The sequence below is a fragment of the Paraburkholderia suaedae genome (assembly GCF_040812055.1).
In the GTDB taxonomy this organism is placed as follows: domain Bacteria; phylum Pseudomonadota; class Gammaproteobacteria; order Burkholderiales; family Burkholderiaceae; genus Paraburkholderia.
Genome location: NZ_JBFOAH010000001.1, coordinates 571,685 through 584,343, shown reverse-complemented (window position 1 = coordinate 584,343; position 12,659 = coordinate 571,685). Strand labels below are relative to the sequence as shown.

The following is a 12,659-nucleotide window of genomic DNA, read 5'->3' as shown; positions in this document are numbered from 1 at the left end:
GCACCGAAACAGCGCGAAAACCTGCCGGAACGCCGATAAAAACGCGCCCATTCGTCGAATCCCGGATAGGCGCGCAAATAGTTTGCTAAAATATTCGGCTCTTTGGACCCAACCGTGCTGCCGGCGGCCCGCAAGCCCGCGGCGCAGGCGCGATCGGCTCGCAGCGACGTCGAAAAGCGGCACGGAGAAGATAACTGATTCGCTCGAATAATTTTAGGACGATTGAAGCCATGGCTAACGTTGTTGAAAACCTCGGCAAGCTCGAACGCCGCGTCACGATTTCCCTGCCGAAGGACGCCGTGCAGAAGGAAGTGGACTCGCGTATCCGTCAACTCGCGAAGAACGTGCGCATGCCGGGTTTCCGCCCGGGCAAGGTGCCGCTGAAGATGGTGACGCAACAATATGCGGGCCAGGTGGAAGCCGAAGTGCTGAGCGACAAGGTCGGCAAGGAATTTTTCGACATTAGCCGCGCCGAAAACCTGCGGGTCGCGGGCCAGCCGAGCTTCGCGCCGAAGGCCGACGCGGTTGCCGGCGACTACGCGTTCGACGCGACCTTCGAGGTGTACCCGGAAGTGAAGCTGGGCGACGTCGCCACGGCTGAAATCGAGCGCACCACGACTACCATCGGCGACGCCGAAATCGACCGCACGCTGGATATCCTGCGCAAGCAGCGCGTGCACTATCATGCGCGCGGCGAAGCCGGCGAGCACGGCGACGGCGGTGCGGACACGGCTGCGAAAGAAGGCGATCGCGTAACGGTCGACTTCGTCGGCAAGATCGGCGGCGAAGTGTTCGAGGGCGGCAGCGCGGACGACTTCGCGTTTGTGCTGGGCGAAGGCCGCATGTTGCCGGAATTCGAAAAGGCGGCGCAGGGCCTGAAGGTGGGCGAATCGAAGCAATTCGATCTGGCTTTCCCCGAGGACTACCACGGCAAGGACGTGGCAGGCAAGACGGCGCAATTTACGATCACGATGAAGAAGATCGAGTGGCCGCACCTCCCTGAAATCGACGCTGATTTCGCCAAGTCCCTCGGCATCGAAGACGGCGATCTGACCAAGATGCGCGCCGAGATCAAAGACAATCTCGAACGCGAAGCGAAGCGCCGCACGCAAGCCATCGTCAAAAATCAGGTGATGGACGCGTTGCTGAAGATTTCGGAACTGGAGGTACCCAACGCGCTGATCGAACAGGATCAGGAACGCCTTGTCGCAATGGCTCGCCAGGATCTGGAGCAGCGCGGTGTGCCCAACGCGAAGGACGCCCCGATCCCGGCCGCAATGTTCAAGGAACAGGCGGAGCGCCGCGTCAAGCTGGGCCTCGTGCTGGCCGAGCTGGTGAAGGCGAACGAACTGCAGGCGAAGCCGGAGCAGATTCGCAGCGAAGTGGACGAATTCGCGAAAAGCTACGAAGACCCGAAGGAAGTCGTCCGCTGGTATTATTCCAACCAGCAGCGTCTTGCTGAAATGGAGGCGTACGTCGTTGAAGCGAACGTCGTCGAATTCGTGCTCAGCAAGGCCAAGGTGACGGACAAGGAAGTGAGCTTCGAAGAACTGGCAAGCGCAACGGCGCAAGCTTAAGCGTCGCTGCAACGGCGTGCCGGCTGTCGGAGCGACGGCCAGCACGCCGTTTTTTTGTACTGTTTTGTGTTGGTTCCGTGCTGTTATTCTGCACGACCCATTGCGCTGATCAGCACAACGGCTTCGTACTGATCGCGTACTTGAATACGGGCTCGCCGTACATACCTGTCTAGCATCCCTATCCAGAGTATTTCCAGACAAGGATCCATTGCATGACCTTTCGCGCCCAAATGCTGGACACGTTGACCTCCCAGTCGTCCCGGGATCTCGAAGCGCAGGCGCTCGGACTGGTGCCGATCGTCGTGGAAACGAGCGGCCGGGGAGAGCGCTCGTACGACATTTATTCCCGTCTGTTGAAGGAACGCATCGTGTTCCTGGTCGGCGAAGTGAACGACCAGACCGCCAATCTCGTCGTCGCGCAGATGCTGTTCCTCGAGAGCGAGAATCCGGACAAGGACATCAGCTTCTACATCAACAGCCCGGGCGGCTCGGTGTCGGCCGGTATGGCGATCTACGACACGATGCAGTTCATCAAGCCGGACGTCTCCACGCTGTGCATGGGTCTGGCGGCCAGCATGGGCGCGTTCCTGCTGGCGGCGGGTGCGAAGGGCAAGCGTTTCGCGCTGCCGAATTCGCGCGTGATGATTCACCAGCCGCTCGGCGGCGCGCGCGGTCAGGCCTCGGACATCGAAATCCAGGCGCGTGAAATCCTGTACCTGAAGGAAAGGTTGAATCATCTGCTCGCGCACCATACAGGTCAGCCGGTAGAGCGTATTGCGCGCGACACCGACCGCGACAACTTCATGTCCGGCGATGACGCGCAAGCATACGGCCTCGTCGACCAGGTCGCACACAAGCGTCCTTGATCCGCTAGGAAACAATCGAGTATCGTCCGAGCGCCTGCGGCAAGCGCCGTCACCTTGGCTCAAGTCCCGCCGCGCCCAAACTGCGAGGCGGGGGCAAACGGCGTATCATGTAACTGAGTGTCCGGAGGCTCACACATCTATGGCGGACAAAAAAAGTTCGAACAGCGAAAAGCTGTTGTATTGCTCGTTTTGCGGCAAGAGCCAGCATGAAGTCAAAAAACTGATTGCCGGCCCGTCGGTGTTCATCTGCGATGAATGTATCGACCTGTGCAACGAAATCATTCGTGACGAAGCTGCCGGCGCAGGTATCGAGGCTGGCTTGTCCAAGTCCGATCTGCCGAGCCCGCAGGAGATCCGCGAAATTCTCGACCAGTACGTGATCGGTCAGGAACGCGCGAAGAAAATCCTCGCGGTCGCGGTGTACAACCACTACAAGCGGTTAAAGCATCTCGACAAGAAGGACGAGATCGAACTGTCCAAGAGCAACATCCTGCTGATCGGCCCGACCGGTTCCGGCAAGACGCTGCTTGCGCAGACGCTTGCGCGCCTTCTGAACGTCCCGTTCGTGATCGCAGACGCGACCACCTTGACGGAAGCCGGCTACGTCGGCGAGGACGTCGAGAACATCATTCAGAAGCTGCTGCAGAACTGCAATTACGAAGTGGACAAGGCGCAGCGCGGCATTGTCTACATCGACGAAATCGACAAGATCAGCCGGAAGTCCGACAACCCGTCCATCACCCGCGACGTATCGGGCGAAGGCGTACAGCAGGCTTTGCTCAAGCTGGTCGAGGGCACCATGGCCTCGGTGCCGCCGCAGGGCGGCCGTAAGCATCCGAACCAGGACTTCATTCAGGTCGACACTACCAACATCCTCTTCATTTGTGGTGGCGCGTTCGACGGGCTGGAAAAGGTCATCGTCGATCGTACCGAGAAAACCGGTATTGGCTTCGGTGCGAGCGTGAAAAGCAAGCAGGACCGTGACGCGGGCGAAGTGCTGCGCGAAGTGGAACCGGAAGACCTGATCAAGTTCGGGCTGATTCCCGAACTGATCGGCCGTCTGCCGGTGGTCGCGACGCTCGGCAAGCTCGACGAAGCGGCGCTGATGACCATTTTGGTCGAACCGAAGAATGCGCTGGTGAAGCAGTATCACAAGCTCTTCAACATGGAACGCGTCGAGCTGGAGATTCGTCCCGCAGCGTTGCAAGCGGTGGCGCGCAAGGCAATCCGTCGCAAGACAGGTGCACGCGGTTTGCGCTCCATCCTGGAACAGGCGTTGCTCGACGTGATGTACGATCTGCCGCAAATGAAAGGTGTCAGTAAGGTCATCATCGACGACAACGTGATCGACGGCGACGGCAAACCGCTACTGATCTACGAAGACGCGCCCAGGGTCGCGGGTTCGAACTGATCGGCTTTCGGGTTCTGCAAAAAGCCGTTCATGGCGACGTGAACGGCTTTTTCGTTTATCGTGTGGTCAGCATGGTTGTTTTCACTATGGAGTCACTGAACCTTCGGAGTCACTGAACTTTTCCCACACGCGCAGGCTTGCAATATTTTCTGCTGGCCTCACCTATCGAACGAACTGATTCCACTCATGGGGAAATGAAATGTCAGGAACCCAACTCCTCCCGCAGGAACGCATTACGCTCCCGCTGCTCCCGCTGCGCGACGTAGTCGTCTTCCCGCACATGGTGATTCCGCTCTTCGTAGGCCGCCCGAAGTCGATCAAGGCTCTCGAAGCAGCGATGGAAGGCGGCAAGCACATCATGCTCGTCGCCCAGAAAACGGCTGCTAAAGACGAGCCGACCGAAAAGGACATGTACGAAGTAGGGTGTGTTGCCAACATCCTGCAAATGCTGAAGCTGCCCGACGGTACCGTGAAGGTGCTCGTCGAGGGTTTGCAGCGCGCGAAGACGCTTTCCATCGAAGAACAGGAAACCCAATTTTCGTGCGAAGTCATGCCGCTCGAACCGGACCATGCCGACAGCGCTGAAACTGAAGCGCTGCGCCGCGCAATCGTGTCGCAGTTCGATCAGTATGTGAAGCTGAACAAGAAGATCCCGCCGGAGATCCTGACGTCGCTATCGGGTATCGACGAAGCCGGGCGTCTGGCCGACACGATCGCAGCGCATCTGCCGCTCAAGCTCGACCAGAAGCAGCACATCCTCGAGATGTTCCCCGTGATCGAGCGACTCGAGCATCTGCTCGCGCAACTCGAGGCCGAGATCGACATCCTGCAGGTGGAGAAGCGCATCCGTGGGCGCGTGAAGCGTCAGATGGAGAAGAGCCAGCGCGAGTACTACCTGAACGAACAGGTCAAGGCGATCCAGAAAGAACTCGGCGAAGGCGAAGAAGGTGCGGATCTCGAAGAACTCGAGAAGCGCATCACGGCTGCCCGTATGCCGAAGGAAGCCAAGAAGAAGGCCGACGCCGAGCTCAAGAAGCTCAAGCTGATGTCGCCGATGTCGGCGGAAGCGACGGTTGTGCGCAACTACATCGATACATTGATCGGCCTGCCGTGGCGCAAGAAGAGCAAGGTCAACAACGACCTCTCGAACGCGGAACGCGTGCTCGACGAAGACCATTTCGGTCTCGAGAAAGTTAAGGAACGCATTCTCGAGTATCTCGCGGTCCAGCAACGTGTCGAAAAGGTCAAGGCGCCGATCCTCTGCCTCGTCGGGCCTCCGGGTGTCGGCAAGACGTCGCTCGGCCAGTCCATCGCCCGTGCGACGAACCGCAAGTTTGTGCGCATGGCGCTGGGCGGCGTGCGCGATGAAGCCGAGATTCGCGGTCACCGTCGCACCTACATTGGTTCGATGCCCGGCAAGATTCTGCAAAGCCTGACCAAGGTCGGCGTGCGCAATCCGCTTTTCCTGCTCGACGAAGTCGACAAGATGGGCCAGGATTTTCGCGGCGATCCGTCGTCGGCGCTGCTCGAAGTGCTCGATCCGGAACAGAACCACACGTTCGCCGATCACTATGTCGAAGTGGACTTCGATCTATCGGACGTGATGTTCGTGGCGACCTCGAACTCGCTGAACATTCCGCCGCCGCTGCTCGACCGGATGGAAGTGATCCGCCTCGCGGGCTACACGGAAGACGAGAAGGTCAGCATCGCGCAGCGTTATCTGTTGCCCAAGCAGAAGAAGAACAACGGCCTTAAGGAAGGCGAGGTCGACGTGACGGAAACGGCGATCCGCGACATCATTCGTTATTACACGCGCGAGGCGGGCGTCCGTTCGCTCGAGCGCGAAATTTCGAAGATCTGCCGCAAGGTCGTGAAGATGCTGCTGCTGAAGAAGGCGGAAGGCGCGGTGAAGGTCGACGGCAGCAATCTCGACACCTTCCTCGGCGTGCGCAAGTACGACTTCGGTCTGGCTGCGAAGGAAAACCAGGTGGGCCAGGTCACCGGTCTCGCATGGACGGAAGTGGGTGGCGATCTGCTGACCATCGAAGCTGCGGTGATGCCGGGCAAGGGCAATGTGATCCGCACGGGTTCGCTCGGCGACGTGATGAAAGAATCCGTCGAAGCAGCGCGCTCGGTCGTGCGCTCGCGTTCGCGGCGTCTCGGTGTCAAGGACGAAGCGTTCGAGAAGCAGGACATTCACATTCACGTGCCGGAAGGTGCCACGCCGAAAGATGGTCCTTCGGCCGGTATCGCAATGACGACCGCGCTGGTGTCGGTGTTGACCGGCATTCCGGTGCGTGCCAACGTGGCGATGACGGGCGAAATCACGTTGCGTGGCGAAGTCCTGCCGATTGGCGGTCTGAAGGAAAAGCTGCTGGCGGCGCATCGCGGCGGCATCAAGCTGGTGCTGATCCCGGAAGAAAACGTCAAAGACTTGACGGAGATTCCGGACAACGTGAAGAACGCGATCGAAATCGTGCCGGTCCGCTGGATCGACAAGGTGCTCGAACTGGCGCTCGAACGTGTGCCGCAAGCGTTGCCGGAAGAGGAGCCCAAGCCTGCTGCGCCTGTTGCGGCCGAGTCGGGCAAAGACGCGGCCACCGAGTTCGTGAAGCACTAGCGTTGGGTTCGGCTGTTAACGGTTCTATGTCCATATAGCATGCTGGTATCAACGGAACGGAAGATACCAGCATGCCCATGGACGAGCGAAGGCCGAACTTGGGTTGAGTGAAGGTGAGCGCTCGCAACCGACTTCGACAGCGCGTTCCCGCTCGATTTCGGCGGCGTTGATGACGGGTGCGCGCGTCGCACCAGGTGCACTGAAATCATCGACAAGGCAAGTGTTTGCTGAACAAGAACCCGCGGTCAAGACCGCGGTTTTTTTTCGTGCGCGGCATCGCGGAACAGGCTTCGAAGCTCGCGTTTTCCCACCTTTTGAGCAATGCGAGGAGTGCGTACGGCATCATCGCGCGCGTATCGGTCGCACGCCCGAGTTGCCGAAAAAAATCCTCTCGATGAACGCCTCGAATCAGGCTCAACCCGGCTTGACACAAGGGTTTCGGCCCCTTCTAATGGGGCGGCTCGGCGTTCCCCGCCGGCCGCGTGATGCCAGGTGCTATAGAGCACCATCGCGATTGCCATAAACATTCTCGGGGGTTGGAATGAACAAGACGGAATTGATCGATCATATTGCGCAGCACGCCGACATTTCGAAAGCTGCGGCAGGCCGTGCCTTGGATGCGGTGATTGGTGGAGTCAAAAGTACGCTGAAGAAAGGCGGTTCGGTCACGTTGGTCGGTTTCGGCACGTTCGCGGTCGGCAAGCGGACCGCGCGCACGGGACGCAATCCGCGCACCGGCGCTGCCATCAAAATTAAAGCAGCGACCGTGCCTAAATTTAGGCCTGGCAAAGCTCTGAAGGATGCGCTAAACTAATGGGCTTGCTGCTTGACGAATGTTGCGCGGTGAGTTGAAGCAAGAAGCGAAGCACTTCGCACGAAGCACGCTGAACAGAAACGGGTGCTTAGCTCAGTTGGTAGAGCGGCGCCCTTACAAGGCGTAGGTCGGGAGTTCGAGCCTCTCAGCACCCACCATACCGTTTCGTGATTCACGTCCGAGAAGATCCGAAGAGATCTGCTGAAGTAGCCTGAAACCCGCATGGCCATTGGCTCTGCGGGTTTTTTGTTTGTGACGGACGGTCCGGAAACAAGGGCACGCCGATCGTCCGGGCCGCGTTGCAGTTCGTGCTACCTTCCAAACGCATCGGCTGGCACTATCACAAGGTTGATCCTGGCAAGGAGCACGGCGAAGGCAACGTGTCGTTTCCGGTAGCCGGACATGCATTGGTCTCATGAGCCAGCACTCAATGGCGGATTGTCCGGGCAGTGGGTTGATCACTCACACCCCAGCTTTTCCACCTACCGAGCCGTTCGAATTCTCGGCGCCACCTCTGTCTTGACGGCCTGCGTTGCCGCTACATACCCGAGCCGGGCACTGATAGCCTGCGCCTCTTGTCGGACTGCTGTCGCAATCGATCCATCGATAGACGAATCGAATCCTCCCGTCGCGCCCAGCGCCGTCAGCGTCGCGCACAGTCGGCCGTTGAAATCGAAAAGAGGTGCGGCGACAGCACTGATTCCTTTCAGGTTGGTGTCCTTGACCGTCGCACAGCGGACGGCTTGAACGTCGCGCTTTAACTGCCCGATGGGATCGTCGCGGTCGAGTTGTGCAAGCAGATCGGCAGGCGATTGCCGTAACTCTTCTTCCGCGAGTGCCCAAACGCGGGTTTCGTCGAGCAGTCCCAGGAAAAGCCGGCCAGTCGCCGACCACAATAGCGACAAGACCGACCCGGCACGCACGTTTACCGTGACAGGCAGCCCCGGCTCCTCGAAGCGCACGATCGTCGGTCCCCGATTGCCCATCACGGCGATAAAGCAGGTGACTTCGAGGCGCTCTCTGAGCCGGACCAGCGACGGTTCGGCCAGCCGGATCGGGTCGGCGAGTCGCATGGCCGCGAGGCCGATAGCAAGACACTCCGTTCCCAGCATGTATTGCTGGGTGCCCGCTTCTTGCGTCACCAGCGATTCTTCCATCAGGCTCACCAGATAGCGGTGCACCTTCGCTGGACTCTCGCCGATATGCGATGCCAGCGCCGTGAGTGACGCGCGTCCACCGACCGCCGCCAGTCCCTTGAGTACGACCATGGCGGTCGATGCGGACTGGACGCGCTGACGGCGCTCGCGTTCCGGTAAAGCGAGTCCTTCCCCGTGTGTTGCAGGTATTTGAGATTTCTTCATGCATCCATTCTAGCGGGCGGTCGGCGCCGTCCGTCAGCATAGACACGTTTACCCTGGTAGTGAATTACGCAAAGCGTACTATAGTTACGCAAAACGCAGTCAGGAGACGTGAGATGAGCGAAGTCATGAACGCGGAGCACGCCCCAACGTGTCCCTTTCAGAAGAGCGCCGGCAGCAGCGTTTCGGCGACGCCGACGGGTTGCCCGGTCAGCAGCCGCGCGGCAGGATTCGACCCGTTCGAAGACGGCTACCAGCAGGACCCGCCGGAATACGTGCGCTGGGCGCGCGAACAGGAGCCGGTTTTCTACAGTCCGAAGCTGGGCTATTGGGTCGTGACGCGCTACGAGGACATCAAGGCGATCTTTCGCGACAACGTCACATTCAGCCCGTCAATCGCACTCGAAAAAATCACGCCGACGGGACCGGAGGCGAACGGGGTGCTGGCTTCATACGGCTATGCAATGAACCGGACGCTCGTGAACGAGGACGAGCCGGCGCACATGCCGCGCCGCCGCGCTCTGATGGACCCGTTCACGCCCGAGGCGCTCAGGCACCACGAGCCGATGGTGCGCCGTCTCGCGCGCGAATATGTCGATCGGTTCATTGACGACGGGCAGGCCGATCTGGTCGATCAGATGCTGTGGGAGGTGCCGCTGACCGTTGCGCTGCATTTCCTCGGCGTGCCGGAAGAAGACATGGACACGTTGCGCAAGTACTCAATCGCGCACACCGTGAATACCTGGGGACGGCCCAAGCCCGAAGAGCAGGTCGAAGTCGCGCATGCGGTCGGCAAGTTCTGGCAGTTTGCGGGCAAGGTGCTCGAGAAGATGCGCCAAAATCCCGATGGTCCGGGCTGGATGCAATACGGCATTCGCAAGCAGAAGGAAATGCCCGAGGTCGTCACCGATTCGTATCTGCATTCGATGATGATGGCGGGCATCGTAGCCGCGCACGAAACCACTGCGAACGCGACCGCGAATGCGATGAAGTTGCTGCTTCAGCATCCACAGGCGTGGCGCGATATCTGCGACGACCCGAGTCTGATCCCGAATGCAATCGAAGAGTGCTTGCGGCATAACGGTTCTGTCGCAGCGTGGCGGCGTCTGGCGACCCAAGACGTTACCGTCGGTGGGATCGACATTCCGGCGGGATCGAAGCTGCTGATCGTGATGTCGTCCGCGAATCACGACGAACGTCAGTTCGCCGATGCCGACCTGTTCGATATCCGCCGGGAGAATGCGAGCGAACAACTCACGTTCGGCTATGGTTCGCATCAGTGCATGGGCAAGAATCTCGCGCGCATGGAGATGCAGATCTTCCTCGAAGAATTCACGCGTCGACTGCCGCACATGCGCCTTGCCGAACAGCGCTTCACGTACGTACCAAATACGTCGTTTCGTGGTCCTGAGCATCTGTTCGTTGAATGGGACCCCGCGCTCAATCCCGAACGCACCGATCCCTCGGTGCTGCGACCTCGCGCCGCGGTGCGGATTGGCGAGCCATCGGCGCATGCGATCAGCCGTCCCGTCGTCGTCACGTCAGCGAGTTACGTGGGCGCGGATGTTGTCCGCATCAAGCTCGCGTCGCCCGACGGCCGGCCACTGCCTCGCTGGACACCGGGCTCGCATATCGACGTTGAATGCGGCGACACCGGCATCTCGCGGCAATACTCGCTGTGCGGTGATCCGGACGACAAGGGGGTGTTCGAGCTCGCTGTGCTGAGAGAGCCGCACGGGCGGGGCGGGTCAGAATGGCTTCACGACAACGTCAAGGCGGGCGCCTTGCTGCGCATACGCGGCCCGCGTAACCACTTCCGGCTCGATGAAACAGCGATGAAGGTCGTCCTGATCGCAGGTGGCATTGGCATTACGCCGATCAGCGCCATGGCCCGGCGCGCGAAAGCGGTGGGCCTCGACTATGAACTGCATTTTAGCGGACGCACCCGCGTTTCGATGGCGCTGCTCGACGAACTTTCGGCATTGCATGGCGACCGCATGCGGGTGTACGTGTCCGATGAAGGTACGCGGAACGACTTCGACTCACTACAGATCGTCGACGGAACTCAGGTGTATGCGTGCGGCCCGGCGCGCATGCTCGAAGCGTTGCAACGCGCATCCGCAGCATGGCCCGACGACTCGCTCAAAGTCGAGCATTTCGAATCGACGATCGGCACACTTGATCCGGGCAAGGAGCAAGCGTTCGAAGTCGAGCTGAAGGATTCGGGGCTCGTCCTGACGGTGTCGGCCGATCAGACACTGCTCGCCGCGCTACGCAAGGCGAACGTCGACGTACAGAGTGATTGCGAGGAGGGTCTGTGCGGCTCATGCGAAGTGCGCGTGCTGGCAGGCGAAGTCGATCATCGCGATGTCGTGCTCACCAGAGGCGAGCGGCAATCGAATACGCGGATGATGACCTGCTGCTCGCGCGCGAAAGGTAAGAAGCTCGTGCTGGAGCTTTGACGCTGTACACCCTTTAAACGGCAGGCCGCCATGCAGCACGGACTGCAGACGAGAGCGGCTGGCTTTTCAGGAGACGGGTAATGAGTAAGAAGGTGGATGTCAACGCACTGGTCGATGACGGCCGGTTCGGCCTCTATCAGTTAATGGTCGTCGTGCTTTGCGCTGTGTGCCTTGTCATGGACGGATTCGACGTGCAGGCGATGGGCTACGTCGCGCCGGTTGTGATCCGCGAGTGGGGCATTGCGAAAGAAACGCTGGCGCCGGTCTTCGGCGCAGGGCTGTTCGGCATGCTGGTCGGCTCGCTTGCGTTCAGCACGCTTGCCGACCGGATCGGCCGCCGCCCCGTGTTGATCGCGGCGACGTTCTTTTTCTCGATATGCATGTTTGCGACCGGCTTTTCGCATTCCATCATCGAACTGGTCGTCTGGCGCTTTGCGGCCGGACTCGGTCTCGGCTGCATCATGCCGAATGCAATGGCGCTGGCCGGTGAATACAGTCCGCGGCGCATCCGGGTCACGCTGATGATGATCGTTTCGTGTGGCTTTACCATCGGTGGCGTGGTCGGCGGATTGATCACTGCGGCGTTGATTCCGAATTTCGGCTGGCGAGCGGTGTTTTTCGTCGGCGGCGCGATTCCATTTGGACTCGGCGTGCTGATGTGGACGGCACTGCCCGAGTCGCTCCAGTTCCTGATTTTCCGCAAAGGCGATGTTGCCCGTATCCGTCGCGGGCTTGCGAAGATCGCGCCCGCTGCCGACCTGCCCACGGATGCGGTGTTCGAGGTCAGTGAACAGAAACCGAAGGGCGTGCCGTTCGTCGAACTGTTCAAGGACGGCAGAACACGTGTCACGCTTTTATTATGGGTCGTCAACTTTGCGAACCTGCTCGCGATGTACTTCCTGTCGAACTGGTTGCCTACGGTGATTCGCGAAGCCGGCTACTCGACGTCGATCGCGGTCTACGCGGGAACAGCCTTGTGGGGCGGCGGCGTGATCGGCACGCTTGCGCTTGGACGCATCATCGATCGCATCGGCTTTACCCGCGTGCTGGCAACGACTTTTCTGCTGGCGATCTTTTCGACCGCTGCGATCGGCAATCCGCTTGTGGTCGTCTCCGTCGGCGCGCTATTCGTCGCGATTTTTCTCACCGGTTTTTCGGTTATCGGCGGACAGCCTGCGCTCAATGCGCTCGCCGCGACTTACTATCCGACAGCGTTACGGTCGACGGGCATTGGCTGGAGTCTTGGGGTAGGCCGGATCGGCTCGGTGGTCGGTCCAGTGCTGGGTGGCGCATTGATACATCTGCAGTGGTCTCCCGCATCGCTGTTCGTTGCCGCAGCTGTGCCGGCGGCCATCTCGATGCTCGGCGTGCTTTGCATTCACCTGTCCATGCGTGGTGGCGCGCATGCGCATGGGGTCACGCGCGCTTTCCAGTAAGCGTCGACTGTGCCGCGCATAGTGTCGGCTTGGGGCAGGGCCGCTGCGCATGGGTGAAGACTCCGCAACACAAACCTTCGGGAGACAGGTTGATCCCCCGTGACGACCCGAAGAA

At 60.1% G+C, this 12,659-nt stretch carries 8 protein-coding genes and 1 tRNA gene; 8 read left to right on the top strand and 1 reads right to left on the bottom strand.

Annotation, left to right across the window (positions count from 1 at the left end; genetic code table 11):
• Window positions 1-230 precede the first annotated feature (230 nt).
• The 6 genes from tig (at window position 231) to ABQJ48_RS02495 (ending at window position 7,446) form a co-directional block, all read left to right on the top strand.
• Complete coding sequence (tig, locus tag ABQJ48_RS02520; protein ID WP_367835727.1) at window positions 231-1,577, top strand: trigger factor; 1,347 nt, start codon at window positions 231-233, stop codon at window positions 1,575-1,577.
• Between the two features lie 212 nt (window positions 1,578-1,789).
• Window positions 1,790-2,443, top strand: a complete 654-nt coding sequence (gene clpP / locus ABQJ48_RS02515; protein WP_007182010.1) for an ATP-dependent Clp endopeptidase proteolytic subunit ClpP — start codon at window positions 1,790-1,792, stop codon at window positions 2,441-2,443.
• Window positions 2,444-2,582: 139 nt separating this feature from the next.
• A complete protein-coding gene (gene clpX / locus ABQJ48_RS02510; RefSeq protein WP_367835726.1) occupies window positions 2,583-3,854 on the top strand; it encodes an ATP-dependent Clp protease ATP-binding subunit ClpX in 1,272 nt (423 codons plus the stop codon).
• Between the two features lie 199 nt (window positions 3,855-4,053).
• A complete protein-coding gene (lon, locus tag ABQJ48_RS02505) occupies window positions 4,054-6,474 on the top strand; it encodes an endopeptidase La (RefSeq protein WP_367835724.1) in 2,421 nt (806 codons plus the stop codon).
• Between the two features lie 541 nt (window positions 6,475-7,015).
• The gene (locus ABQJ48_RS02500) at window positions 7,016-7,288 is read left to right on the top strand and encodes an HU family DNA-binding protein (RefSeq protein ID WP_367835723.1); all 273 of its coding nucleotides are present in this window, start codon (window positions 7,016-7,018) and stop codon (window positions 7,286-7,288) included.
• 82 nt (window positions 7,289-7,370) lie between these two features.
• A tRNA-Val gene (locus ABQJ48_RS02495) sits at window positions 7,371-7,446 on the top strand.
• A gap of 324 nt (window positions 7,447-7,770) precedes the next feature.
• On the opposite strand, the gene ABQJ48_RS02490 is transcribed toward ABQJ48_RS02495, so the two are convergent.
• Window positions 7,771-8,649 carry an IclR family transcriptional regulator gene (locus ABQJ48_RS02490; protein ID WP_367835722.1) on the bottom strand — a complete coding sequence of 293 codons (879 nt, stop codon included), beginning with the start codon at window positions 8,647-8,649 and terminating at the stop codon, window positions 7,771-7,773.
• A 125-nt stretch (window positions 8,650-8,774) separates the two neighbouring features.
• Between ABQJ48_RS02490 and ABQJ48_RS02485 the strand changes: the two genes are divergently transcribed.
• Together ABQJ48_RS02485 and ABQJ48_RS02480 are read left to right on the top strand one after the other, a co-directional pair.
• Window positions 8,775-11,108 (top strand): cytochrome P450/oxidoreductase, encoded by a 2,334-nt coding sequence (locus tag ABQJ48_RS02485; RefSeq protein WP_367835983.1) that lies wholly within the window; start codon window positions 8,775-8,777, stop codon window positions 11,106-11,108.
• Window positions 11,109-11,188: 80 nt separating this feature from the next.
• On the top strand, window positions 11,189-12,544 hold the full coding sequence (locus tag ABQJ48_RS02480) for an MFS transporter (protein ID WP_367835720.1): 1,356 nt from the start codon (window positions 11,189-11,191) through the stop codon (window positions 12,542-12,544).
• The last annotated feature ends 115 nt before the right edge of the window (window positions 12,545-12,659 follow it).

Coding starts and splice junctions, on each gene's coding strand:
- tig (WP_367835727.1), top strand. CDS start 231: ATGGCTAACGTTGTTGAAAACCTCGGCAAGCTCGAACGCCGCGTCACG.
- clpP (WP_007182010.1), top strand. CDS start 1,790: ATGACCTTTCGCGCCCAAATGCTGGACACGTTGACCTCCCAGTCGTCC.
- clpX (WP_367835726.1), top strand. CDS start 2,583: ATGGCGGACAAAAAAAGTTCGAACAGCGAAAAGCTGTTGTATTGCTCG.
- lon (WP_367835724.1), top strand. CDS start 4,054: ATGTCAGGAACCCAACTCCTCCCGCAGGAACGCATTACGCTCCCGCTG.
- ABQJ48_RS02500 (WP_367835723.1), top strand. CDS start 7,016: ATGAACAAGACGGAATTGATCGATCATATTGCGCAGCACGCCGACATT.
- ABQJ48_RS02490 (WP_367835722.1), bottom strand. CDS start 8,649: ATGAAGAAATCTCAAATACCTGCAACACACGGGGAAGGACTCGCTTTA.
- ABQJ48_RS02485 (WP_367835983.1), top strand. CDS start 8,775: ATGAACGCGGAGCACGCCCCAACGTGTCCCTTTCAGAAGAGCGCCGGC.
- ABQJ48_RS02480 (WP_367835720.1), top strand. CDS start 11,189: ATGAGTAAGAAGGTGGATGTCAACGCACTGGTCGATGACGGCCGGTTC.